Origin of the sequence: Clostridium estertheticum subsp. estertheticum, from assembly GCF_001877035.1 — a bacterium.
Lineage (GTDB): Bacteria > Bacillota > Clostridia > Clostridiales > Clostridiaceae > Clostridium_AD > Clostridium_AD estertheticum.
In genome coordinates this window covers 1,907,360-1,933,006 of record NZ_CP015756.1, presented here as the reverse complement: position 1 = coordinate 1,933,006, position 25,647 = coordinate 1,907,360, and the positions used below count along the sequence as shown (strand labels likewise).

General features: G+C 33.6%; 19 protein-coding genes and 1 riboswitch. Of the genes, 5 read left to right on the top strand and 14 right to left on the bottom strand.

All coding sequences use genetic code 11. The features are described from left to right. Positions 1 to 311: 311 nt before the first annotated feature. The 3 genes from A7L45_RS08905 to A7L45_RS08895 all read left to right on the top strand — a co-directional run bounded on the left by A7L45_RS08905 (position 312) and on the right by A7L45_RS08895 (position 4,082). Positions 312 to 1,151: a polysaccharide deacetylase family protein gene (locus A7L45_RS08905; RefSeq protein WP_216101669.1), complete on the top strand. Its 840-nt coding sequence runs from the start codon at positions 312 to 314 to the stop codon at positions 1,149 to 1,151. Between the two features lie 456 nt (positions 1,152 to 1,607). Then, positions 1,608 to 1,736: riboswitch (cyclic di-AMP (ydaO/yuaA leader) on the top strand. Beyond that, positions 1,734 to 2,384, top strand: coding sequence for a cell wall hydrolase (locus A7L45_RS08900; RefSeq protein ID WP_071612450.1), 651 nt, complete (start codon positions 1,734 to 1,736; stop codon positions 2,382 to 2,384). Its footprint overlaps the riboswitch before it by 3 nt. Before the next feature lie 321 nt (positions 2,385 to 2,705). Further along, positions 2,706 to 4,082 carry an amino acid permease gene (locus tag A7L45_RS08895; protein WP_071612449.1) on the top strand — a complete coding sequence of 459 codons (1,377 nt, stop codon included), beginning with the start codon at positions 2,706 to 2,708 and terminating at the stop codon, positions 4,080 to 4,082. A 179-nt stretch (positions 4,083 to 4,261) separates the two neighbouring features. Here A7L45_RS08895 and A7L45_RS08890 read toward each other — a convergent pair whose 3' ends face one another. From A7L45_RS08890 to A7L45_RS08870, 5 genes are all read right to left on the bottom strand, one after another. Further along, positions 4,262 to 4,672, bottom strand: a complete 411-nt coding sequence (locus A7L45_RS08890; RefSeq protein ID WP_071612448.1) for a BRcat domain-containing protein — start codon at positions 4,670 to 4,672, stop codon at positions 4,262 to 4,264. Positions 4,673 to 4,702: 30 nt separating this feature from the next. Beyond that, positions 4,703 to 5,368, bottom strand: coding sequence for a DnaJ domain-containing protein (locus tag A7L45_RS24055; RefSeq protein ID WP_071612447.1), 666 nt, complete (start codon positions 5,366 to 5,368; stop codon positions 4,703 to 4,705). Continuing rightward, entirely contained in the window at positions 5,368 to 6,186 is an 819-nt protein-coding gene (locus A7L45_RS08880) for a DUF5685 family protein (RefSeq protein WP_071612446.1), read from the bottom strand. The genes A7L45_RS24055 and A7L45_RS08880 overlap by 1 nt, the downstream gene beginning before the upstream one ends. A gap of 40 nt (positions 6,187 to 6,226) precedes the next feature. Next, positions 6,227 to 7,978 carry a molecular chaperone DnaK gene (gene dnaK, locus A7L45_RS08875; RefSeq protein WP_071612445.1) on the bottom strand — a complete coding sequence of 584 codons (1,752 nt, stop codon included), beginning with the start codon at positions 7,976 to 7,978 and terminating at the stop codon, positions 6,227 to 6,229. A 70-nt stretch (positions 7,979 to 8,048) separates the two neighbouring features. Further along, on the bottom strand, positions 8,049 to 9,284 hold the full coding sequence (locus A7L45_RS08870; RefSeq protein ID WP_071612444.1) for an ABC transporter ATP-binding protein/permease: 1,236 nt from the start codon (positions 9,282 to 9,284) through the stop codon (positions 8,049 to 8,051). 146 nt (positions 9,285 to 9,430) lie between these two features. Between A7L45_RS08870 and A7L45_RS08865 the strand changes: the two genes are divergently transcribed. Together A7L45_RS08865 and A7L45_RS08860 are read left to right on the top strand one after the other, a co-directional pair. After that, positions 9,431 to 10,105 carry a response regulator transcription factor gene (locus A7L45_RS08865; protein WP_071612443.1) on the top strand — a complete coding sequence of 225 codons (675 nt, stop codon included), beginning with the start codon at positions 9,431 to 9,433 and terminating at the stop codon, positions 10,103 to 10,105. Beyond that, positions 10,102 to 11,133, top strand: coding sequence for a sensor histidine kinase (locus A7L45_RS08860; protein WP_071612442.1), 1,032 nt, complete (start codon positions 10,102 to 10,104; stop codon positions 11,131 to 11,133). The genes A7L45_RS08865 and A7L45_RS08860 overlap by 4 nt, the downstream gene beginning before the upstream one ends. 20 nt (positions 11,134 to 11,153) lie before the next feature. On the opposite strand, the gene A7L45_RS08855 is transcribed toward A7L45_RS08860, so the two are convergent. The 9 genes from A7L45_RS08855 to A7L45_RS08815 all read right to left on the bottom strand — a co-directional run bounded on the left by A7L45_RS08855 (position 11,154) and on the right by A7L45_RS08815 (position 25,619). Continuing rightward, entirely contained in the window at positions 11,154 to 13,328 is a 2,175-nt protein-coding gene (locus A7L45_RS08855; RefSeq protein WP_071612441.1) for a glycoside hydrolase family 3 C-terminal domain-containing protein, read from the bottom strand. A 52-nt stretch (positions 13,329 to 13,380) separates the two neighbouring features. Further along, entirely contained in the window at positions 13,381 to 15,417 is a 2,037-nt protein-coding gene (locus tag A7L45_RS08850; protein ID WP_071612440.1) for an alpha-glucuronidase family glycosyl hydrolase, read from the bottom strand. A 69-nt stretch (positions 15,418 to 15,486) separates the two neighbouring features. After that, positions 15,487 to 16,662 carry a family 8 glycosyl hydrolase gene (locus A7L45_RS08845; RefSeq protein ID WP_207647766.1) on the bottom strand — a complete coding sequence of 392 codons (1,176 nt, stop codon included), beginning with the start codon at positions 16,660 to 16,662 and terminating at the stop codon, positions 15,487 to 15,489. Continuing rightward, positions 16,655 to 18,220, bottom strand: coding sequence for a glycoside hydrolase family 43 protein (locus A7L45_RS08840; protein ID WP_071612438.1), 1,566 nt, complete (start codon positions 18,218 to 18,220; stop codon positions 16,655 to 16,657). Before A7L45_RS08840 ends, A7L45_RS08845 begins: the two co-directional genes overlap by 8 nt. A gap of 85 nt (positions 18,221 to 18,305) precedes the next feature. Continuing rightward, the gene (locus A7L45_RS08835) at positions 18,306 to 19,214 is read right to left on the bottom strand and encodes a carbohydrate ABC transporter permease (RefSeq protein ID WP_071612437.1); all 909 of its coding nucleotides are present in this window, start codon (positions 19,212 to 19,214) and stop codon (positions 18,306 to 18,308) included. Positions 19,215 to 19,227: 13 nt separating this feature from the next. Continuing rightward, the gene (locus A7L45_RS08830; RefSeq protein ID WP_369700396.1) at positions 19,228 to 20,127 is read right to left on the bottom strand and encodes an ABC transporter permease; all 900 of its coding nucleotides are present in this window, start codon (positions 20,125 to 20,127) and stop codon (positions 19,228 to 19,230) included. Positions 20,128 to 20,309: 182 nt separating this feature from the next. Beyond that, on the bottom strand, positions 20,310 to 21,998 hold the full coding sequence (locus A7L45_RS08825; RefSeq protein ID WP_071612435.1) for a type 2 periplasmic-binding domain-containing protein: 1,689 nt from the start codon (positions 21,996 to 21,998) through the stop codon (positions 20,310 to 20,312). Between the two features lie 146 nt (positions 21,999 to 22,144). Continuing rightward, a complete protein-coding gene (locus A7L45_RS08820; protein WP_071612434.1) occupies positions 22,145 to 23,755 on the bottom strand; it encodes a response regulator in 1,611 nt (536 codons plus the stop codon). A 46-nt stretch (positions 23,756 to 23,801) separates the two neighbouring features. Next, positions 23,802 to 25,619, bottom strand: a complete 1,818-nt coding sequence (locus A7L45_RS08815; RefSeq protein WP_071614923.1) for a sensor histidine kinase — start codon at positions 25,617 to 25,619, stop codon at positions 23,802 to 23,804. Between the last annotated feature and the right edge of the window lie 28 nt (positions 25,620 to 25,647).

Genomic DNA, 25,647 nt, shown 5'->3' with positions numbered 1-25,647 from the left:
CTCCCATATATTTCCTCAAACATAAGGTTCTTCCTTTCTTAGATCGTATATAATCTACTTATATTATAAATCATATGGTTATTTTTTTCATTAATAATTATATATATGTTTTAAGTGACCCCTAAAGACAATATATGATTTTGGAATCAAATAAAAATCTACTAGTAAATAATCTTTTGGATGTGGATAACTTCCGTTTATGACATAAAAATGACATTTTAGGAAGTTTTACTTGTATTATGGTTTTTTATAATGCATTATGTATATAAAGCTTGTTAAAATTCAAATAATGAAATGATTGGTGATAAATTGTGATAAATCTTGAAAAAAGAAAAAAAAGAAGAATAAGAAAAAGAATAAGATTTGGTTTAATAATATCAGTTATAGTTGTTCTGTCATGTTTAATATTTTATATTAATAGCAATAGTAAAGTAAAGAAAGTCTCTCCTACTAATGCAGAAAACAGCTTAAAAAAAAGTGTAGCAACACCAAAAAAAGTGACTTTAAAACCAAAGTTAAAATCACCAACTGCAGATTTTTATAAACATATTTATAAGTCAGATGGACATAAAATAGCCTATCTTTCTTTTGATGATGGACCTTCTGCCAACAATACTCCTTTGATTTTAAAGACTTTAGATAAATATAATATAAAGGCAACTTTTTTTATAGTGGGTAATATGGCAATAAAATATCCTGATTTGGTAAAGAAAGAATTAGCAGATGGACACTCCATTGGTAACCATTCATATTCACATAATTATAAGTATCTTTACTCTAACACTAACACTTTTATGAGTGATATTAACAAATGTGATACTATATTGAAATCAATCCTTGGTAGTAATTTCAGTACTAAATTAGTGAGATTTCCAGGTGGGTCATTTGGTGGCAAACTAGAACCTTTTAGAGAATCACTTAATAGTGCTGGATACAATTATGTTGATTGGAATGATTTAACTGGTGATGCAGAGGGACAAAATATTCCAGTATCTAAATTACTAAGTAACCTAAAAAAGAATACTGAGGGAAAAGACCATGTAGTCATTTTAATGCATGATTTCTTTACAAAGTCAACAACTGCCCAAGCATTACCACAAGTTATTGAATATTTAAAATCTCAAAAATATTCATTTAAAACACTTAATTAAATGATACTATAAAAGATAGAGCCCATGGATAATATTTATCCATGGGCTCTATTTCCGTTAGTAATTTCAGTTTTACAAAAAGTTCACACTTAACATTTAGTTAATACTAAATGTTAAAATACAATATTTAACTGATAAGAAGATATTACAAATAATTAAAATAAGCTTCAATCCATAACTACTAACAATTAGAAAGGTATTACGAAATTAAAAAAATTAAAATAATAGCCGCAGGTTAGCAATCGGAGAATATTTTTAGCTCCTTTTTAATATGTTAACAATTATTGAATGATTACCCATATATTTAAGTTTTATAGTGTATGATAACGGTTTCAAATAGTACTTAATCCCCCTTGTGGTAAGGATAGGAGAAAACATATTATTTACTTTTTCTACATAAATCCGGTGTAAATCTTTAAATAACCCAAATTGACATTTTTTACGAGCTGTATTATTATATCAGAGTAGCCGAATCTTCTAAAAGAAGTACCGGGGATTTAATTTTGGGGTGAAACTTAATTCACAAAGTGGGGTACCTCTACCCTAACCCGTCAACTAACCTGGAAGGCATTAGGAGGAATAATGATTAAATTTAAAAAACACAAATCAATTTTTTTAGCATCAGCATTAACAATTGGTATTTCAATAATTTCATCACAAAATATATTTGCAGCTACCTTGACAACTAGAAATTATACTGTGAAAAGTGGAGATACTTTATCTAAAATAGCACAAAAATATAAGGAATCATTAACTACGCTAAGGAAAGATAATAACAAATGGAATGATTCTATTTTTCCTGGACAAGTTCTCAAGGTTTCAGGGACAACTAGCGTTACTGTAAAAAAAACTGTACCTAGTTTAAAGGCTGCAGCACCAAGCACAAAAAAATACACAGCAAGCGATTTGAACTTACTAGCTAGATTAATAACTGCAGAAGCAGGAGGAGAATCATATATTGCTCAAGTTGCTGTGGGTGCAGTAGTTATGAATAGAGTTAAGAGCAGCGAATTCCCCAATTCGATTAGTGCTGTAATTAATCAAAAATATAACGGTTCTTATCAATTTACCTGTGTACAAAATGGCAACATTAAAAGACCTGCACCTGCAAGCGATGTTAAAGCTGCACTTGCTGCAATTAATGGAACTAATCCAATAAAAAATGCATTGTTTTTTAATAATGGCGTTAAAAAATCAGGTTCCATAAAAATTGGTAATATGATATTTATGTAGTCTATAAAATAAAAATTCTTTTTATACTAAATCATAATCTACCCCCTAGAGTGGACAGTAATATGCTCCCTTTAAAGTAAACAGATTAAACAATAAAAATCTGTTTACTTTAAAGGGAGCATTTATATATATATAATAATAAAACCTATATCCATATACCGTCTCCATATGTGGTAAAATAGTTTATGACATTAGGAAACACTTTTTTCGGAGGCTAAAGTTATTTTTGAATTATAATAAAAAATGATTCCTCTGAATTTTAGATATATAAATGGACGCGTATTTCCAAATAAACTTTATTTATTGAGGAGGACATATGTTATGAGTACCACAAATAAAGAGTTAAATCGAAGCAAACTACATAGAAATTTAAAAAATCGACATATCCAAATGATTGCACTTGGAGGTGCTATCGGAACAGGACTTTTCTACGGGTCTGGGACTACTATTAAAATGGCTGGACCAGCAATTTCATTTGCTTATGTTATTGGTGGGATTATCATTTACTTGATTATGCGTGGCCTGGGAGAAATGTCTGTTCATAATCCTGTATCTGGTTCATTTAGTTATTATGCGAATGAATATTGGGGGGAATTCCCAGGATTCTTTTCAGGCTGGAACTATTGGTTTAATTATATAGTTGTCAGCATGGCAGAATTATCAGTAGTCGGTATTTATGTTAATTATTGGTTCCCAAACATACCAATATGGATATCAAGTGCTATCTTTTTATTAGTAATTACATTAATTAATATTGCTAGTGTTAAAGCTTATGGTGAAATTGAATTCTGGTTTACAATTATTAAAGTTGTAGCAATCATTTTAATGATTGGTTTTGGTATATTTATTGTGTTATTTGGAATAGGAAATCATGGAATAGCTACAGGCATCAGTAATCTTTGGACACATGGCGGTTTCATGCCAAATGGAATCTGGGGTGTTCTCACTTCACTAGTAGTTGTTGTATTTTCTTTTGGTGGAGTTGAACTAATAGGCATCACTGCTGGAGAGGCTGATAATCCATCGATAACTATACCTAAGGCAATAAATCAGGTTGTATATAGAATACTTATATTCTATGTAGGTGCACTATTAATTTTGATGTGTCTTTACCCTTGGAACATGGTAGGTACACAAGGCAGCCCATTCGTTTTAATTTTTTCTAAAATGGGTATAGCAGGTGCTGCTACAATCTTAAATTTTGTAGTTTTAACGGCTGCACTTTCAGCTTATAACAGTGGCCTATACAGTAATGGTCGTATGCTTTACAGTCTCGCACTTCAAGGAAATGCCCCAAAAATACTTGCAAAAGTCAGTAAAAGAGGTACTCCCTATGTTGGAATACTTGTTTCCTCATTATTTACAGCAATAGCAGTTATATTAAATTTTCTAATACCAGGTAAGGTATTTCTATATTTAATATCAATTGCAACTATCGCAGGAATACTCAACTGGACAATGATTATGATTACTCAAATTAAATTTAGAAATAAAATTGGTCCAGTCGAAGTTGAAAAGCTTGAATTTAAGCTTCCGTTCTTTCCTTATTCAAATTATATTTCCATAGCATTTATGGCTATGATTGTAATACTTATGGCTTTCTTACCTGATTTTGTATATGCATTATACTTGTGTCCAGTTTGGGTTATAATATTGTATATTGCTTATATGATTAAAAAAAAGACTGCAAACAAATAAAATGCCTTTGTGCAACATTTTATTTGTTCCAATCTAATCTAACAGAACCTTCTTTTTAAACTACACTATTGGTACCGATCTTTTATTATTTTAAAACATTTTTAATTTTAATAATGGACACTTCATTCATTCCCATTTCCATAAGTTTCTTAATCATATGTAACTAAACTTAAATTTATCTACCCTAAAATTCGCAGTTCAAACTCCTTATTGCAACTGGGACATTTTACTGTATGTTTTCCCCTCAATCGTTTCAAACGAAGCATCTTCTTGCAATGTGGACATTTGCGAAAACGATGTGTTTTAATCTCTTTAATTCTTCGAATCTCAAAAGCCCCTTTTGATTTAATAGGTTTAAAAAATTTCATAAATTTTTCATTTTCCATGTTTCTTTTGTAAACATTTCGAGACAATGCTCTAAAAACAATCCAAATTAAAATAGCAAACATAATTCCTCTTATAATAGTAGAATTGATAAAAGCATTCGCAACTATCAAAACAAAATATAGAGCAATCAAAGCAAGGTACAATTGATCTGTACCATATCTTCCATACATAAATTGTGCTAACTTGTTTTTAAAATTTCCCATTCTATTCACTCCTTATTAATATTTTCGTCATCAGCACCCACAGAACAGTTTCGCTAAACAAAGACCTAAGCATATCCTATTTAAACTTATTGTTGGCATGCCAAAGTCCTGACTCTGCTGCTGATACGCACGACCACCATTTTGTATTTGATTTAATAATCTTTGATATTCAAGATTGTTTGGTTCCATTTGCACTGCTGTTTTTGCGTGATTTAGTGTTGTAATTGTGTTGCCTAAACCGGAATTTACAATTGCGCTGTAATAATACCACTTTGCATTCCTAGTTGTGATAGCCTCCAGAACATTAAGTGCTTCGTTAAAGTATCCTGCATTCAAATAGCTATCAACCGAATCAAATTCGGAATATTCATGTTTTTGCCTTTGACCACCACTGAAAGAACCAAATCCTTCAAAAGGGTTGAAGTCTCTAAATGGATCTTCTCCTCCATAAGAACTGTTCCTATTACCGTATGAACTTTGCTCACTGTAATCTCCGCCGCTACTGTTTTGGGTAGTTTTCCCTCTTTTTATCTGTTCGTAAGCAGCGTTAATCTCACTCATTTTTCTTGTGGCATCAGCATCTCCTTGATTCAAGTCTGGATGGTATTTTTTCGCTAGTTTGCGATAAGCTTTAGTAATTTCTTCTTTTGAATCATTTGAAGAAACTCCAAGCACTTCGTAAGGATCTGATATCATTATTTGTGCACCCCTTTTGTCTTGTTTTTTTCTGCTTCATACTTTGACCAGACACCTGAATATAGAATATTTTCAATTAATCCCTTATTTTGATCAATTGGTAACCTTTTATAATTTTCAATACAGTCAGCCATAAGCAGATTTAAAATATCATAAAATTCTTCAGATGATGACATCATCATCGGATTATATCGCTCATTTTTTATATCAGACTTTAAATCCATACAACCATCCATTATATAAATAAATTTGCCAAGTGATGTTCCAAATGTTCGTAATTTATCCGCATATTCATCTTCCCTTAAAACGAAAATTTCGCCCATTAGTTCCCCAAAACATTTTGCAGGAACATCAGGGTTAAGCTCTCCTGATTTTTCTAATTCATAAAGCTCGCAAAGACACTTGCAAATTACCTTGCATTGATTTGGATATTGCCTTTCAATACGCTTATATTGACGTTCAAACAGTTTTGCCGCACTTAGTGAGAGTATATTTTTATCATCTGTCCAATCGTCAAGAAACTTGTAATAGGCAAGTACAACATTCATGTCAGCACCATACCCTATTATTTCATTATGGCAATATTCATGTGGCTTCAAAGGATGGATGATGCATCTCTCAGTTTGCATTTGTGTATCAGTCTTATAAAGTGCTGAAAGAAACAAAACAAGAAAAGTCATGTCATAAGTAAGTGTGAAACGGCTTGTTATTCCGTGACGTGTTCCTAGTGTCTTACATAATCCGCAATAAAATGCTCTATATTGTTGTTTTTCTTCAATTGTTAACTTATCCTCATTCACCACTACATAACCAAACATACTCTTCACCCGCCTTATTTATATACTTCACCTACAACTTTTATTTTTCATTATTACTTGTGGTATCTGAAATATCATCATGTGGACCTTTCTGATCCATTTCTTCTAACACTTTGGATAACTCATTTACAGCTTCAACCATTTGAGTTTTATCTTTGCTCTTCAATGCTTTCTTGGTGTTTTTAACAGATTCTTTTATCACTAAGCTATCATTTTTATCAAGCTTTTTCATAACTACTGATGCCTTATAAATTAACTGTTCCGCCTGATCTTTTATTGTGGCTTCTTCTTTATTTTTTGCATCCTCGCTAGAAAACTGCTTTGCATCAAGAATAGCTTGATCAATTTCAGACTGACTAAGGTTTGAAGTAGCAGTAATATTAATATTTTGTTCTTTGCCAGTTCCCAAATCTTTTGCAGATACATTTACAATACCATTTGCATCAATACTAAATGATACCTCAATTTGTGGCACTCCTCTTAATGCACGGCGAATACCTTTTAGTTTAAATTTACCTAATGTTTTATTATGAGATGCCATTTCACGTTCGCCCTGCAAAACATGAATTTCAACAGATGTTTGAAAATTACCGCTTGTAGTGAAAACTTGGCTCCTTTTTATTGGAAGAGTTGTGTTACGATCAATAATTCTTGAAAAAACTCCTCCCATAGTTTCGATCCCTAAAGAAAGTGGTGTTACATCCAAAAGTAATAAGCCTTTTACAACACCTACAAGGACTCCACCTTGAAATGCAGCACCCATAGCAACACATTCATCAGGATTAATACCTTTAAACGGTTCTTTGCCTATAAACTTTTTAACGCTCGCTTGCACTGCTGGAATACGACTAGACCCTCCCACAAGTAAAACCTTGCTGATTTCTGATATACTGAGCCCAGAATCACGCATTGCTTGATGCATCGGATCCATTGTGGCCTCCACAAGTTTCATTGTAAGTTCATCAAATTTTGCCCTTGTTAATGTAATATTCATATGTACTGGACCTGACTTATTTGAAGTGATAAAGGGAAGATTTACCTCAGTTGATGTCATACCGCTCAGTTCAACTTTTGCTATTTCTGCCGCTTCCTTTACACGTTGCATAGCAGTAGGGTCTTTCTTAATATTAAAATGGTTTTCCTTTTTAAATTCATCTGCAAGATAATCAACCACGCAGCTATCAAAATCATCACCGCCTAAACGATTATTTCCTGCAGTAGCAAGTACTTCAATAACTCCATTATTGATATCAAGAATAGACACATCAAATGTGCCTCCTCCGAAATCGTACACAATGACTTTTTGAGGTGTTTCTTTATCTACACCATAAGCAACTGCGGCAGCTGTTGGCTCGTTAATGATTCGTTGTACATTTAATCCAGCAATTTTACCTGCATCTTTAGTTGCTTGCCTTTGTGCATCTGTGAAATATGCAGGTACTGTAATTACAGCATCACTTACAGTTTCGCCCAGATAGCTTTCTGCATCAGTTTTAAGTTTTTGAAGTATCATTGCAGAAAGTTCTTGTGGTGAATACTTCTTACCATCAATATTAGCCCTGTAGTCACTTCCCATTTCACGCTTTATGGAACTTATTGTACGCTCATGATTGGTAACTATCTGATGTTTTGCAGGCTCACCTATTAAACGTTCACCCGTTTTAGAAAATGCAATTATGGATGGAGTTGTGCGACCACCCTCTGCATTAGGGATTATGACAGCCTCCCCCCCTTCCATTACAGCCACACAAGAATTTGTTGTACCTAAATCAATACCTATTACTTTAGACATAATTTCCTCTCCTTTATATTATAAAATATTTTCGTTCAAATACCTATGGTCTCGATAATTTTTATATTAATTAGCTATTTTTTAACTCAAGAAAGTAATCTTTCTTTGCTGCAATTATTGAAGGAATAAAGCCTGCCATAAGGTGAACTACCATACTGATTATAACAATCACCATCCAGGAAGTCGCAGGCAATTTGAAAATCCCTAAACCATATATAATGCAAAAACCTATTACATCGGAAACAAAACCAATAATAAGTGTTTCGGCATTAAAAACAAGAAAAATATCTTTCCTCGAAACACCAATGCTACGTAATACACCTATCTCCTTAGTCCTCCCCAAAACAGAAATATATATGCTAGTACTAATACTAATTAAAGATACCACAAGTGAAATTAATGCAAATACAATAAATTTACACCTAATTTTCATACTGAAAGTCGTAGCACCGCTTGAAAGCAACAAAATAAGTGCAATTCCTATAATACCACTGCTTGCAATAAATGAAGTTATGAAAGTCTTTCCTTTTTTGCTTATCAAACTGTTAAGACTTAGGGACAAAGCGGTTAATAAAGTCATAGAAGTCTTTTTACCTTTTTTATTTCTTGTCGGCTTTTCTACAACCACATGATAGGGATTAGAATCATAAATTACATTACCGTCAAAAAGTTTTATAATTCTTGTTGAATACTTCTGTGCAATCTCCAAGTCATCGGTAACCATGATAACCAGTTTATCCGTTGAAATTTCTTTTAAGATTTCCATGATTTTTATACTTGTTTCTAAGTCAAGCGTTTCCGTTGGCTCATCTGCAATCAAAACATCTGGATTGTTTACAAGGGCCCTTGCAATTGTAACACGCTTAATCTCACCATAGGACATTTTATTTGGCTTTTTATTAAACTTGTTACAAATACCAACTTTTTTTAGAACTGTAATTGCCCTTTCCCTGCGCTCAAACTTCGCTTCACCCGAAAGTTTCAAAGTAAGCTCGACATTTGCAAGTACAGTCTCATGTGAAATCAGCTTATAGCTTTGGAGCATCAAACCAATAGAATTATTGCGAAAGGCGTCCCATTCTCCATTTGAAAATTCCTTTGTGGATTTTCCATTTATAGATAAATTACCACTTGTATATATATCAAGACCGCAAATAATGTTCAACATAGTTGTTTTCCCACAATTTGGCGGTCCCAATATAGATACTAATTCATTTTCTCTGAAGTCAATATTTATACCTTTTAAGGCTTTTATCCTTGTATTTCCTGCTGTGTATTCTTTTACAATATTTTTAAGAATCAGCATTCAATAGACTCCTTTCTTCTATATTATACTTTTCATTATATATTACTAATATTAACTGAATGTAAACTGAATCAAAAATCCAAAAAAACCTATTTACAATAAATTGATAAACTATCATAATGTAAGGATAAGAAGGGGGCTTTCAAATGTTTCAAATCTTGGTTGTAGAGGATGATAAAAATACAAGAAAATTAATGGAAGAGGTATTGCTTCAAAATGGTTATGAAGTTATTCTTGCTAGTGACGGCATAGACGCGCTTGATAAAATGGATAATCATCATATTGATTTGATTGTTCTCGATATTATGATGCCACGTATGAATGGTTATGAATTAACCCAAACTCTACGTAGCTGTAACAACACTCTACCAATATTAATGGTAACAGCTAAAGAAACGCATGCTGATAAAAAGGAAGGTTTTATTGTAGGAACAGATGATTATATGGTTAAGCCTATTGACGAGGAGGAGATGATTCTTCGAATTATAGCACTACTTCGTCGCTCTAAAATCGTAAATGAACATAAACTTACAGTTGGAAAAACTATTTTGAATTATGATGCGCTTACCGTTTTTCAAAATGATAATACTACAGAATTACCCAATAAAGAATTCATGTTATTATACAAATTGTTGGCCTATCAAAATAAAATTTTTACCAGGCGAAGTTTGATGGATGAAATATGGGATATGAACTCTGGTACGGATGAACGCACGGTAGATGTTCACATAAATCGTTTGCGTGACCGATTTAAATGTAATCCTGATTTTGAAATTATTACAGTTCGCGGGCTTGGTTACAAGGCGGTGACAAAAGCATGAATAGAATAAAATCTCTAAAAATCACAATGGTATTTCTTGTATTTTGTATTATGATATCTGCAGGATTATTAACATGGTTATGTTTTCTTTTTTTGTATTCAGCTGGTATTTTTTCAATTCCTGTACTTGCACCAATTATTTCTCAGTTAATTGCATTGTTTGTTAGCATAGTTATAGGAACTTCAATTTCAGCTGTAGCAAGCGAAAACATATTAAAACCTCTTAATCAACTGATTAAGGCAACTAAAATAGTATCTACGGGAGATTTTAGCGTTCGTGTAAAAGAACTCAGCTCTAGATCAGAAATAGCGGATTTACTTAGAAATTTTAATCATATGACAGAAGAGCTAGGCAGTATAGAAATGTTTCGTAATGATTTTATTAATAATTTTTCTCATGAATTTAAGACACCAATTGTTTCAATTCGTGGATTTGCAAAGCAACTGCAAAATGATAATCTTGAAGCCTTAAAGCGAAAGGAATACACTGATATTATTATAAATGAATCTGAAAGGCTAACTAATATGTCTGCAAATATTCTGATCCTTACCAAATTTGAAAATCAACGAATTATTACGGATCAAACAGAATATGAACTGGATGAACAAATTAGAAATTGCATCATACTTCTTGAAAATCAATGGAGCAGGAAGAATATAGAAATCAACCTTAATTTAGAGGCTATTAAAATTTTTGGAAATATTGAGATGCTCTCACATCTTTGGATAAATCTCATTGAAAACGCAATAAAAAACTCCAAGGATAATGGCAATATAACAATCGAGTGCCATGAAACCCTTGATGATATTGCGTTTAAAATAAGCAATGATGGTAATGGCATGGATGATAATACATTGAAGCATATTTTCGATAAATTTTATCAAGGCGATAGATCACACACATCGCCAGGTAATGGGCTTGGCCTTTCAATCGTTAAACGAATTGTAGAGCTTGTCCGTGGTGAAATAGCAGTTGAAAGTAAAATCAATCAAGGTACAACATTCATTGTAAAGCTACCCAAAGTTTGATTTACACAAACCTTATATATTTAATATTCTAATACTATACTCTCCCCTTTGACATTAAAGACACTCTTTTGCATACAATCACCAGTGAGTTCCTTGCTTCGTTTATCTGGCTGGCTCCCACCTACGAATACCTCAAATAAACCAGGTTCAAGTATACATTTACCTTCATCGTCTATAAGTGCCATTTGCCTTGGTGTTAACTCAAAACTAACTTCTTTTTCTTCACTTGGCTTTAAACTTACCTTCTTTATTCCCTTAAGTTGATATTTTGGTACAACTACAGAAGCTTCTACATCCTTAAGATACAACTGTACTGTTTCATCACTTTCATATTTCCCAATATTTTTCACTGTTACACTAAGGTTAACGGTTTCATTAACTTCAATTTCTGTCTTACTAATCCTAAGGTTACTATATTCAAACTTGCTATAACTAAGGCCATATCCAAAGGGATAAAGTGCTTCGTTTTCCATATATCTATAAGTTCTATTCTTCATAGCATAATCCTCAAAATCTGGGAGTTCCTGCGTAGATTTGTAAAAGGTCACAGGCAACTTTCCTGATGGACTATATTCTCCAAAAATTAATGAAGCTATAGCATTACCTCCCTGTGCACTTGGATACCAAGCCTGAACAATTGCAGGTATGTGCTCGTCCGCCCAATTAATTGCAAGAGCACTTCCTGATAAAAGTACAAGAATAATAGGTTTACCTGTTTTATATACCTCTTCTAATAGTTTTTGCTGTAATCCAGGAAGGTTCAAATCCATTTTATCTCCACCTGCCTGAGCATTTGAATCATCACCTTCTTCACCTTCTATATTGGCATCAAGCCCTAAACACATAACTACTACATCTGATCTCTGTGCAGCAGAAACTGCTTCTACTATTCTATCCTCAGGCATTGCAAGATTTTCAACCTTATCTTTGAAGAGATGGCAACCCTGTGCGTAATAAACTCTGGTATCTGGATTTACAACTTGTTGAAATCCCTCTAGCACTGTGACATATTTTGATGATGTACCATAATAGTTGCCTATTAACGCATCTCTACTGTTTGCATTTGGACCAATTACAGCTATAGATTTTATTTTATTTTTATTTAATGGTAGCATATTATCCTCATTTTTTAATAAAACCATTGTCCTGCGAGATACATCTAGAGCTAGTTCTAGATGCTCCTTACTATCATTCTTCTCATAAGGAATCTTTGCAAACGGAACATTTGTTGGATCATCGAACATACCAAGTTTCATTCTTGTGTTCATTAGTCTAATGACTGACTTATCAATAGTTTCTTCAGTTACCATTCCTTCTTTATAAGCAAGGTAAAGGTTTAAATACATATTTCCACAATTTAAATCACAACCGTTATTCACTGCAAGAGCCACCGACTCTACAGCATTGCTTGTAATCCCATGGCCTTCATGAAAATCTTTTATAGCCCAACAATCAGATGTTACATGTCCCTTAAACCCCCATTCATCCCTAAGAATATCATTTAGAAGTGTTTTGCTTCCACAACATGGTTCTCCATTAGTCCTATTATATGCACCCATAACAGCTTCAACATTAGCCTCTTTTACAGCTTCCTTAAAAGCAGGGAGATATGTTTCCCTAAGATCTTTTTTCGACACTACTGCATTAAAACTATGTCTTTTTGCCTCGGGGCCACTATGCACTGCGAAATGTTTTGCACAAGCAGCTGACTTCATATATCTTTTATCATTTCCTTGCAAACCTTTTATAAATGCCACACCTAATCTACCTGTTAAGTAAGGATCTTCACCATATGTCTCATGCCCGCGTCCCCATCTAGGATCTCTAAAAATATTAATATTGGGAGCCCAGAAAGTTAACCCTTTGTAAATATCATGATCATTTTTCCTTTGTGATTCGTTGTATTTAGCCCTTCCTTCAGTTGATATAACGCAGGCAACCTGATATATTAACTCTTCATCAAAAGTAGCTGCCATGCCAATAGCCTGTGGAAACATTGTAGCAACCCCAGCTCTAGCAACGCCATGTAGTGCTTCATTCCACCAATTGTATGAAGGTATGCAAAGTCTATCTATTGCAGCTGAATTATAAGTCATTTGACTTACCTTTTCAAAAAGTGTCATTTTAGATACAAGGTCCTTAGCACGCTGCTCAAAACTTAGATTTTCATTTTTATATTTTGGTATAACTTTCATAAAAATCATCCTCTCCCTTTTTTAATTTAAATATTATTAGATCCACTAATGTTTAGTATATTTTTCTTTTATATAAGTCATCTATTCCTGTTTTTCTATAAAAATAAGTGTTTACAACATCTCGCCATTCTCTTGAATCTTTCTTTTGGATTTGAAACTTTTCCATTACTAAATCAAATATTTTACTATCTATTTTGTTTTGGAGTGTCTCCCACTTATTTATGAACTCATCAACTTTCTCTACCCCTTCAAAATGGGTATCATATATATGCTGAATAACAGTTTTTCCTGTTTTAAGTTTATATGAATATAAAACATTATGGAAAAATAAAAGTAGCTCCTCTGGGCAAGTTGCTAGGTTTTCGAATTTGTCAGCGACTGTTGGTTCATATTCACCTATATACCCTGTTCCAGTAGCAACAGTTCTATCTACCCCAATGCTTTTGTAATCGGCATAATTATAGGTGCCCCAAGGTGAGTATTCATACCCTTCAACGCTTGGACCATAATGGTGATTTGGATTAACCATCCAACCGACACCCAGTGGGCAAGTGTATTTTTCGTAAACTTCTCTAGATTCCAGTAATATATCTACTATGATTTGTTCAACATCTTTTTCAGCACCAAATGTTAGTTTTACCCATTCTCTAGCAATTTCATCTGAGCTTAAAAATGTATTCCATATAAGTCTCCCATAACCATAAAGATTTGCTTGCGCTAAAGGATGTCCTGTCCAACATTCACTCCCTCCAATGTTTGATACCGCAGCTACCCCACCGTATTTTGTTTTAAACAAACTTCCATCAACTATTTTACTTACATTTGAATCTTTACCATTTGCAAAAGTATCAAAATCAAGAGCTTCCTTCCACATTGGTACAAGATAGCAAAGATGTTTCTGTTGCCCTGTGTATTCTTGAGCAATCTGGAACTCCATAAACTCATTTGTTTGTTTAAGAGCTCCAAAAAGAGGTGAAATAGGTTCCCTTATTTGAAAATCCACAGGCCCATTTTTAACTTGAAGCACTACATTTTCATCAAATTTCCCATCTAAAGGTTTAAAATTATCAAATGCCGCTTTAGCTCTGTCAGTGCTTCTGTCTCTCCAATCAAGCTTACAGTTGTAAACAAAACATCTCCATATAACTATTCCTCCAAAAAGTCTTAATGCTTCTGCCAACATATTTGCACCCTCTGCATGATTACGACCATATGTAAATGGGCCAGGTCTAGATTCTGAATCTGCTTTAACTAGAAATCCACCAAAATCGGGAATATAACTATATATGTTCTCGGCTGTTTTCTTCCACCACGTCCTTACATTGAAATCAAGAGGATCTGCAGTTAAAAAGCCACCAATTTCCATGGGCGAAGCAAAATTCACACTTAGATAAAGTTTTATTCCATACGCTCTAAATATATCTGCTATTTTTTTAACTTCTGGTAATAATTCATCCGTAATAAGTTTTGTCTCCTGCTTATGCACATTAACATTATTTATAACAATCCCATTTATTGCAACAGAAGCCATAAGTCTTGCATAATCCCTTATTCTAGATTTGTTCTCTACAATATGGTTGTCCTTAAAAAATATAGACTCCCCTGCATAACCCCTTTCTATATCTCCACTCATATTATCCCAATGATTTATCATTCTTACCATATTTCGGGGATTATCCACAATATTGATCTCATTTATATTACTGCCTGTATAAATAGCCCTAATAAAACTGAATACACCGTTTAATATTCCATTTTCATCCTTCCCTAAAATTTCTATTATATTTTTTTGATTTAGGGTGCTTTTTTTTATAGAAAAACCTCCTGGCACTAATTTTATGGTTTTATCTTTAAGTTTTCCTAAATAAATATGTGATAACATTGTATCCTTTATAATTTCGGGTGTTTTTCCTATAAGCTTTTTTATGGCTCTGCTAAGCTCTTTTACAGCTGTGTTAATAATAATACCTTCTTCATTTAATTGGATTGTTTTTAGTATTTCTTTTATTTCATCTGATAATGTAACTTCTTTATCGTAATTAAGCCAACAATTATATAAACTACTTGATTCCTTATTTATATATTCCATAAAAATCTCCTTCTCTATGATTTATATAAACATACAAACCTAAAGTTACCCTTAGGCTTGTATGTCTAATTATTTTGTTGAGCTTGCTCCTCTCTTATTTTCCCATATTTTATAATTCCCACTTAAAGCGAGTAAACTAAAAATGTATAAACAATTATCATAATACCTTCTTACCCCTGTACGAAGAGGTATATTCCAAAATTCATCCACACAAGATCTTGCATTATCTCCACTGGCTGCAAGAGATGCCATAGCGTTTGTAGCTACTAGTCCTACAGGATGCAAAGATTTCTTCTCAAGCCCTATTCCATCTATGGTATATTGTCTGTAATCATTTTTAAATTTATCATGAGTAAAGAATCTCTGAATTTTATCAGCTTCTTCTATTTCCCATGAGTCTCCTCTAAACCATTCATAATCAAGGGCAATATTTCCTGCTACACGATATGAGTCACTATAAAACAATTCATGCCCCTCTCCTATATAAGGGGTTCCATCATAATGAGCATACTCCGGTGCCAGGCCTGTTATAGGATGGCATGCTATCTTTAGGTATTCTCTACTTGCAGATGCAGCATCTATCCAAAACTGTCTATCATTTGAATCAGCCCAAAGAGCAAATAATTCGTAAAAATGTGGTAGGTGATAAGAAGGATCAGAAAATGCGACCTCTGGAACAAACTTTATCAACCTATTTTTAGCATCCCACATAGAATTTCCAATTCCTTTTTCCCCTTTGTGGACACATTCTTTAAGAATCTCTCTTGCCTGCACACTGTAGTCATAAGGCACAGGACCATCTCCAAAGCGATTTGAAGCAAAAAACAGAGCCATAGCAAAAAACTCTTCACCATCAGGCGCAGGACCCTGAGCTTTTCTAGTTCCGTCAGTATTTAAAGACCAAGCAAAGTAACTTTTATATTCCCCACTATCATGTTGCATATATCTTTTAGCCCATGTCCAAAGACGATCAAATTCTTGTTTTTTATTCATTTGTACACAAATCATCATTCCATAGGACATACCTTCAGATCTTACATCAACGTTACCAGTATCTAATATATACCCCTCTTTTTCTCCTACAGGATAATAAATTTTTGTATCTTCATCTCCATAAAAAAGTTTGTTCCAAGTATCCTCAATTTTATCTTTAATTTTTTCCTGGGAGTACCCGAATTCTTTAAAAACATTTCTATATTCACCAGTATAAAAGGCTCCTTTTCTATTTTCTGCACTCTTAATCATTGTTAAAACCATCCTCTCCGTAATACTTAAACCAATCGAAATAAGCCTTATTATCACTTTTTATACCATTAGAGCTTGCATATAGACCAATTTCTGTTCCAACAAACCCTCCCGCAACATCGGTACTTAAGATTCTTCCATCTACATTTTCTATTAAAACTATACACTTTTCTAAACTTTCTCCATAGTAGAAACTATAATCCTGACCATCTGCCTCTACTTTTAAATACAAAGTAGTGCCTCGCACTGCTTTCTCTACAATGATCTTCTCATCCCCACCTGTGCATTTGATTAACCTAATTACTGTTTCATCACCATTTTTAGTGTATATAAAACTAAAGTTAAAATCGTTACTCTGTAATAATACTATTCCAGCTACTTCATTTTCACTTAATGGAGTAAATTCCATTAAAGTACTAGCTGAAAATTTAATATGCTGTTGCCTTCTTCCTACAAAGCTTGGGTTTACTCTCTGTGTTATCCTCTCCGGTCTAAGATTTAATCTCAAATATCCTTTGCGCTCACTTAGACTAAAAAATTCTTCCCTTGGTGTACGTATAAAGTTCCATCTGAAATTTAGTGTATCCTCATCAAAATCGTCACAAACTGAGGGTACGATCACCTTGTTCTCTGGTAAATTAGGCATATTATAGGTCAATTCTACTTTTCCAGTCCCTGCACTCATTACTGGCCACCCATCTTCCCAAATAACTGGAACTAAGTAAGTTTCTCTTCCTAAATTACGATAATATCCACCATAAATGCGTGATGCCAATGCTACTGCCCACCATTCACCATTTTGTGTTTCAACAAGATCACAATGTCCAACATTCACAATAGGATATTTTTTTCCTAAATGCCTATGGGTTAGTATAGGATTGCCAGGGTTACCAACGTATGGTCCACAAATGGTATTACTGCGCGCTACTGAGACTGCATGTTGTGGTCCTGTACCTCCCTCCGAAATCATAAGATAATACTCTCCATTTATTTTGTAAATATGAGGTCCTTCAGGCCAAATAGCTTCTCTTAATGCTCCTCTCCATAATCCTAAAGGCTTACCAATTAATTTCATGCTTTGTAAATCAAGTTCTTGAAGCCATATTTCCCAGTTTCCATCGTACTTTGGTCCTTCCTCTGTTGGTCTAGTTCCCGTATAATATACTTTTCCATCATCATCAAATAAAAGTGACGGATCCATTCCTTGTGCATCTAGATAATATGGATTTGTCCATGGACCGCATGGGTCTGTTGCAGTAACTATAAAATTACCACCACCATCCATATTTGTTGTTATCATATAAAAAACGCCATCGTTATATCTAATTGTAGGTGCGAAAATTCCCCTAGATTGTCCTAATCCATCTAGCGGAAGCTGTGAAGGCCTATCAAGAACATGGCCTATCTGTTTCCAATTAACAAGATCCCTACTATGAAAAATAGGCACGCCTGGGTAATAAGCAAAGGATGAAGTAACTAAATAGTAGTCCTCCTTTACTCTGCAAATGGATGGATCCGGATAAAAACCTGGTAGTATTGGGTTTATAAAAGTCTTCATTATTTTCTCTCTCCTTTCAAAACTCGTGCGTAACAAATCATGGGAAAATCCTATATATTTAGAATTTCCCCATGACTTATATCAATTATTCCTTTACACTGCCTACATTAAGCCCTACTACAAAATACTTCTGAAGGAACGGATAAATCATAAGTATAGGTAAAGCCGCAACAACTGTACTTGCTGCTCTTATGGATTGTGGTGTTACTGAATCGGTTGATCCGCTAAGAGCCCCTTTGCCACCAAATTGAGCTACAGCACTAGTTGCTGTTTGCATAGATGTTGACAAGAGTTTCATCAATTCATATTGAAGTGTACTCAAGTTTTGATTTGATGAAGCATATATGAATGTATCAAACCAGGTATTCCATGCACCTACCGCTACAAAGAGTCCTACAACTGCCAAAACAGGTTTGCAAAGAGGAAATACTATCTTAATAAATATGCTAAATTCTCCTGCACCATCGATTTTTGCAGCTTCTATCATACTATCAGGAAGTGATTTTATATAAGTCCTTATAACAATAAGGTTAAAAGCACCTATCATAGAAGGCAAAATGTATACTATGAAGTGATTCATAAGCCCAAGATTTTTAATGAGGAAATATGAAGGTATCAATCCTGCACTAAAATACATGGTAAGAACAAACACCGTTGTAATAAACTTCCTAAGGAAATACTCTTTTCTGCTTAATGTATAAGCAAGCATGGTAGTAAAAAATAAATTAAGTACTGTTGATATAACTGTCCTTAACACAGATATAAAAAACGCATGATATAAAAAGCCTGTGGCAAAAATTGAACGGAAATTAAACAGTGTCCATTCCCTAGGCCAAATATAAATGCCTCCCTTTAGGGTATCTGAGGCATTATTAAAAGATATTGCTAAAATATTTAGAAAAGGATACAAAGTCACAACAACAATCACTATCATAAATATTGCATTAAATGTATTGAACACTTTGTCTCCTGCTTTTGTACTTTTATAATTCATAATATATTCCCTCCTAAATAAGTTTTTCATCACTAACTTTACCAGAAATAAAATTGGCGAGAAGAAGCATTGTAATGCTTACAGCACTTTTGAAAATACCAGCCGCAGTGGCAAGGGAATAATTGAATTGATTAATACCATAGTCTAGAACAAATATATCAATGGTCTTAGAATAATCCGAAACCAAACCATTCCCCAAGAAATACTGTATTTCAAAACCAGCATCCAGAATATGTCCAATATTCATAATAAGCAATATAATAATGGTAGCTTTTATACCCGTAAGTGTTATATGACGCATTTTCTGGAAACGGCCAGCACCATCTATTTCGGCAGCTTCATACAAAGCGGGATCTATCGAAGATATAGCTGATAGGTAAATTATCGTACCCCATCCGACTTCTTTCCAAACTGTTGATACTCCAACAATTCCCCAGAACATTTTAGGTATACCTAAAAATAAAATTGGTTTACTTATAAAGTGAAGCTGCATAAGCAAATTGTTTATAATCCCAACTGCAGGGTCTGTAGATAAAACATCTGCAATTATTCCTGTAGCAATAATCCAAGACAAGAAATGTGGAAGATAAGATATTGTCTGCACCGTACGCTTAAAGAACGTACTTTTTATTTCATTAAGAAGCAATGCCAAAATTATAGGACAGGCCATACCTAGTACAAGGTTTATTAAGCTCATTGCCACCGTATTTCTAAGTACTTGAATAAATCCCATATAGGAAAAAAGACTTTTAAACTGAGCAAGTCCTACCCATGTCTGATGAAAAAAGTCCACCCCTGGTTTGTAATTTTGGAAAGCCATGAGCCATCCCCAAATAGGTGCATAAGCAAATACTGCTATATATACTAGGAAAGGCACAGACATAAACATAAGTTCCTTTTGACTTTTAATCATCTTCCAAGTTATTTTTTTATTTTTTTTAATTTTTTTAACTTTTAAGATTTTTCCACTTTTATTGATATTTTCCCGTATTTCAGCCATATGTTCTCCTCCAATACATAAATAATTTTTTATTATGTATTAACAGAATAATGAAATATATCTCATTCATTATTCTGTTAATTATTTAATTCATATTATTTTTTTACAGTCCAATTCTTAATTCTATACTGTATGCCCTCGTTAATTGCATCAAGATAAGCTTTCGGATTATCTCTATTTATTTCTTCTTTATAAGAACTCCATTGTTTTTCAAAATCACTACCCGCAGAAGATACAACTCTTGGAAGCCACTTAAGTTGTGAATTATTTATTGCAGTGTTTGCAAGCGAAGCTGGTGAATTAGCTGGAATATTAATATTCCAACATGGGTAGTATATCTCATTTTTAGGTGCTACTCCCATCAATTCAAATGGACTGTTTACTTTGTATGCTTTAAGGAACGTTTTATCGTAAGCACTCACGCCCTTTGCATATTGTACTGGATTATCACCTAACGCTGTTGCATTTCCATCACTATATTTACCTTCTATCTTAGGCAAACTAGCATAGATAGCATCTGCTCTGTTTTTAGCCTTCCAAGCATTATCGCTTTGATTAGTCTTCTGTTGGCCTGTCCAAACTGGCTGTTTAGTTGCAGGATCTATAGAATAATCCTCACCTTCTATACCCCAGTTAAGAATTTTCATCCATTTTTCAGTCATTAACATATTAAGAGCCGCAAGTACCCTATCAGGCTCCTTACAATTCTTTGTAATTGAAAAACCATTAAGAAGATTTGGAATGGTAACGTCTTTATAATGAGGTTTAACTCCCTCATAAGTAAGGGCAAGTGGAGTATATGTCTGACCATCTTTCTTCTCCTTTGTAAGAGTGGCTTCTCCACTTAAAAAGTCCCAGTGCTGGTCATACATACCTACTACACGTCCACTTGCTACCTTTTGGAGATACTGATCCTTAGTCTGAGTGATAGCTTCTCTGTCCATTATTCCTATATTATACATATCATTTAATTTTTTATAATATGTCTTAGAGATATCCTTATCTGTATAAAGTGATGCAACACCCTTATCTACATTAACCATACCATCATTTGGATGACCTGATAGTTGTGCTGGAGCATTTTCCAATACGAAGGATTGCTGATTTGTAGCTAATGATTCATACCCGATGGTTGCTTTTCCATCAATAGTTGGATGTTTTTTAACATAAGCTTGTATAAGGTCAAAATATTGATCTAGTGTAGTTATCTTTGGATAATTAGCCTCTTTAAGCACATCTTTTTGAATCCAAAATGCGGGACCGTTATAAGCGGCACCGGTACTTTCCGTAGCAATAACGCCGTAATTTGGCATGTAATAACTATGTCCATCATGTGCATCCTTTATCATCCCCCATGCATTTCCAGATACAAGATGCTTGTAAATATCAGGTGCACTTTTTTGTATCTTACTCTCAAGAGGTATAAGGTCACCCGCATCCTGGAATTTAGGACTATAAGATACCAAATCAGGCAAATCACCGCCGGCAATCATAACACCTAGTTTCTGATTAATGTCACCTGCCAGAATTTCAGTTTTGAATGTTATTCCCAGTTCATCCTTGATTTTCTTGAAAATTTTGTTGTCAGGAGTAGGAACAATTGTTGCAGAATCGCCAACAAAAGCAGTAATAGTAATTGGATTTTTGACATTTACAAGGTTGGTACCACTACTTTCCTTATTGCTGCTAGTGCTGGCAGTACCCGATCCACATCCACTCAATGGAACTGTCGATAATGTGAGCATAGCCATCATACACCAAAGAAATACTTTTTTCTTTTTCATGTTTTTTGTCCCCCTTATGCTTTTATAAAATAACAAGATCATTTAAATATTGTATAAATATATTATAATCCGTAAACGAATACATAACAATTTAACAAACTAAAGATGTACCCCCCCCATTTTTAAGTTATTTTTTGGAAATTCCCTTATACAAGGGTATTTCCATGATCAATTTTTAAGTTTAGCTTACTATTCCTGAATTCCGTTGGTTTTATTCCAGTGTGTTTTTGGAATTGCTTAAGGAAACTGGAGTAATTACTGTAGCCCAAGACTTCAGCAATTTCATGATTTTTCAAATTGGTGGTCCTCATAAGCCGTTTACCTTCCTCTATTCGCAGTCCATGTATATATTCATTAAAAGTCATTCCAAATTTTCTAGTAAAAAGCTGCCCCATATATGTAGGGTGCATATAAAATTTCTCCGAAAGTTCACGTATTGTAATATTTCTTTTATAATTTTCTTTGATAAAAACTTCAATTTTAACAACATTACTTTCAGAATTTTTGTTACGTATTTTTATAAAATACTCACAATAACCTATACAGAAGCCTTCAAAAAACTTCTTTAACTCATCAATGGTTCTTTCATGCTCTTTAAGCTCAGGTATTGTATGGTTATCTATAAAGCACTTTGCCTTATGGTCAGATTCATATATCAAATTGTTTATCTTACATATCATATTTGAAGTAAACATTATCACTATATCCGGATGAATCCTGTGGATTTTAAAATATTCGAAAGTTGTATCAATAATATTTTTTATTTTATTACTATTAACCTCCTCCACTGCTTCAAAAACTTTGCTTGACATAAAAATTTCATTGAACTCAAAATTGAATGTCTTCTCCTTTATTTCAGTATAAAAAATCAAACAATTAAGCCCCCTGTAAAACCTGTGACCAAGTGACTCTACCGCTGTAATGTACGAATGTTTTATCGACTTTATCCCCACAACATTTTCACCAACACCAATGGTAAATTCAGGTGAGAAAGCAAAGTCAAGACTTTGATATATATTTTGGGCCAAACAATTAATTATACTCTCATGGGGATTCTCATTCTTTAAACTTACCAAAATAATGAATGTGTTTAAACTCTGCTCAAGTGTAAAATATGTAAAATCACCTTTCACAACCTTGTCAATAGTTTCTCTTACCTCGAGCCTTATATTTTTGAATTCGCCCTGCATATCTAGCTGACCTGTGGATTCGAGTTCTATAACAATACAATTCCAGACCATCTTGAGCGTATCTTCATCCCAAACTGATTTAAGATATTCAAAAGTTTCCTTACTATCATGCCCCTGAATGAGATGGATCAAAGCACCATTGAGCAAGGCTTTCTGATCAATTTGTATACCTTCATTCTCTCTTTGTATCTGATCCAGTTGTTGCTTCACCTCTATGATTATTTCAAATATTTCTTCTTGCAGAATAGGTTTTTGAAGATAGAATCTTACTCCATACTTCATGGCCTTTTTCGCATATTCAAATTCTCCATACCCACTGACGACAATAAATTTAATATTTTCTTTTCCATGTTCCCTAGCGTATTCAATCAAATCCAGTCCATCCATAACCGGCATTTTAATATCCGTAATTATAACGTCGGGTTCGTATTTATCAATAGCGTCAACAGCTTCCTTACCATTCCAACATGCTGCGCAGACTGAGAATCCCAATTCTTCCCAATTCAATATATATTTTAGAAGTTCCAAAGCCATTGATTCATCATCCACAAACAATACTTTATACACTAAATCTCCACCCTTCGTATATCCATAGTACGGATTCATATTGTCCTTAGTCGGTTTTTTCCTCAGGGTATTTATTTATATTTATCGCATTCTTATTGATCCCATAATGTACTATGGTGCCTTTATTCATCTCACTTTTTATATTGAATTCAACCTCATCTCCATAATATAAATGAAGGCGTTTGTACACATTCCTGATACCCACATTTTCACAAAAATCATCTTCTGAACTTAGGCTCTCAATAATTTCTTGGAGTTTATCATCCTCTATACCCGACCCATTATCTTCAACATCAATAAATAGAAACTCTCCCGTTTGGCTTACCTTTATTTTCACAATTCCTACACCAACAATACTCTGAATTCCGTGCTTACATGCATTCTCAATAAGGGTTTGTATACTCATCTTAGGTATCTTAAAGTCAAGGGCTTTTTCATCTAACTCGATTTTATAATCAAACTTCTCTAAGAAACGAAATTTTTCTATCTTAAGATACATCTCAGTAAAGGAAATTTCCTCCCTCACCGTAACTAGATCCTCCTTCCAGCTTATGAGCCTTCTGAAAATCTTTGAGAGGTACTTTATAACATCTATTAGGTCTGTATACTTATTTTTAACACAAATAGCCATTACAGCATTTAGAGTATTAAAAAGAAAATGAGGATCTACCTGACTTTGGAGAAATTTCAATTCTGCATGAACTCTTTGAATTTCCAAATCCTTTTCCTTAATCTGAAGCTTATAGACATCATTTACCAATGTATTTATTTTAGATGTCATTATATTAAAGCTGAGTATTAGTTCTCCTATCTCATCCTTTCCTTCTGGTATTTGGATCAATTCAAAATTCTGATTTTTCACTCCCTTCATGTGTTTTGAGAGCTTTTTTAGCCTATAGTTATACGATCTTACAATAATTAAAATAAGAAATGTAGACATCAGTATGACAAAAGCAGTAATGCAGGCAATAGAGATATTTGACCGATGTGATTCATTAAGAATATGGTTGCGGTTTGGTATGCCTATTATATTCCATCCATTTAAATATCCAGCAGTGCCCAATTGGGAATTAAGAAAGTTAATTGTCTTTTCGCTGCCGCAAATATCCTTGAACTTAGTGTAGCCTTTTGATAAATCCCCTTCATACTTGTGCCCGCTGGAACAAACGATGCGCCCCTTGGGGTCCACTAAAAATAAATCCAAATAATCTTTTTCTCTATCAAATATATTGTATAATCTATTCATATCAATATCTATTTTGAGAACATGTTCATACTTGTCACCGCTGCCCTCAAAATCATTCAGCCTCCGTAAAACGCTTAAATATTGAACATAGTTACCGCTACCATAATCGGTTCTATCTCGATATGTATATAAAGTGACTTTATCACCAGATCTACGGACGTCCTTGTACCACAAAGCATTCCGAGTCTGCTGATTAATAGAATAATAACTTCCACCACTAACTATGGTATCATTGGAGGTATACATGATTACCTGTAAAATATTATTATAAACAGGTAAACACCTGTTTATCCTGTCCCTCAGCAAATCATAATAAGCTTCATAATATTCACTGTCACCTTTAAAAGACTTTTCCATTGTCACATACAAATCTTTATCAGATGATACAGAATTACTTACATAAACACTGCCTTCCAATATGGCAAAAACATCAGTTTTTGCCCTGTTAATAGATATATTGTAATTTTCCGTTTCTCTTTCCTTTATATCATTTGATATCCTGTTCCAGAAAATCAAATTAACTGTCAGTATAGGCACAAGTACACAAAATATATATATCATTAAGAACTTAGAATTTAAATTTATATCATTAATAAAATTGAACAATCCCTTTTTCACAGGCAAATTAATCACCCTTTCACATTTT

Bases quoted from the DNA above. Each gene is read 5' to 3' on its own strand.
- A7L45_RS08855 (WP_071612441.1), bottom strand. From the start codon at position 13,328: ATGAAAGTTATACCAAAATATAAAAATGAAAATCTAAGTTTTGAGCAG.
- A7L45_RS08890 (WP_071612448.1), bottom strand. From the start codon at position 4,672: ATGGGAAATTTTAAAAACAAGTTAGCACAATTTATGTATGGAAGATAT.
- A7L45_RS08870 (WP_071612444.1), bottom strand. From the start codon at position 9,284: ATGCTGATTCTTAAAAATATTGTAAAAGAATACACAGCAGGAAATACA.
- A7L45_RS08865 (WP_071612443.1), top strand. From the start codon at position 9,431: ATGTTTCAAATCTTGGTTGTAGAGGATGATAAAAATACAAGAAAATTA.
- A7L45_RS24055 (WP_071612447.1), bottom strand. From the start codon at position 5,368: ATGATATCAGATCCTTACGAAGTGCTTGGAGTTTCTTCAAATGATTCA.
- A7L45_RS08880 (WP_071612446.1), bottom strand. From the start codon at position 6,186: ATGTTTGGTTATGTAGTGGTGAATGAGGATAAGTTAACAATTGAAGAA.
- A7L45_RS08835 (WP_071612437.1), bottom strand. From the start codon at position 19,214: ATGAATTATAAAAGTACAAAAGCAGGAGACAAAGTGTTCAATACATTT.
- A7L45_RS08830 (WP_369700396.1), bottom strand. From the start codon at position 20,127: ATGATTAAAAGTCAAAAGGAACTTATGTTTATGTCTGTGCCTTTCCTA.
- A7L45_RS08860 (WP_071612442.1), top strand. From the start codon at position 10,102: ATGAATAGAATAAAATCTCTAAAAATCACAATGGTATTTCTTGTATTT.
- A7L45_RS08825 (WP_071612435.1), bottom strand. From the start codon at position 21,998: ATGAAAAAGAAAAAAGTATTTCTTTGGTGTATGATGGCTATGCTCACA.
- A7L45_RS08845 (WP_207647766.1), bottom strand. From the start codon at position 16,662: ATGATTAAGAGTGCAGAAAATAGAAAAGGAGCCTTTTATACTGGTGAA.
- A7L45_RS08895 (WP_071612449.1), top strand. From the start codon at position 2,706: ATGAGTACCACAAATAAAGAGTTAAATCGAAGCAAACTACATAGAAAT.
- A7L45_RS08900 (WP_071612450.1), top strand. From the start codon at position 1,734: ATGATTAAATTTAAAAAACACAAATCAATTTTTTTAGCATCAGCATTA.
- A7L45_RS08850 (WP_071612440.1), bottom strand. From the start codon at position 15,417: ATGGAATATATAAATAAGGAATCAAGTAGTTTATATAATTGTTGGCTT.
- dnaK (WP_071612445.1), bottom strand. From the start codon at position 7,978: ATGTCTAAAGTAATAGGTATTGATTTAGGTACAACAAATTCTTGTGTG.
- A7L45_RS08840 (WP_071612438.1), bottom strand. From the start codon at position 18,220: ATGAAGACTTTTATAAACCCAATACTACCAGGTTTTTATCCGGATCCA.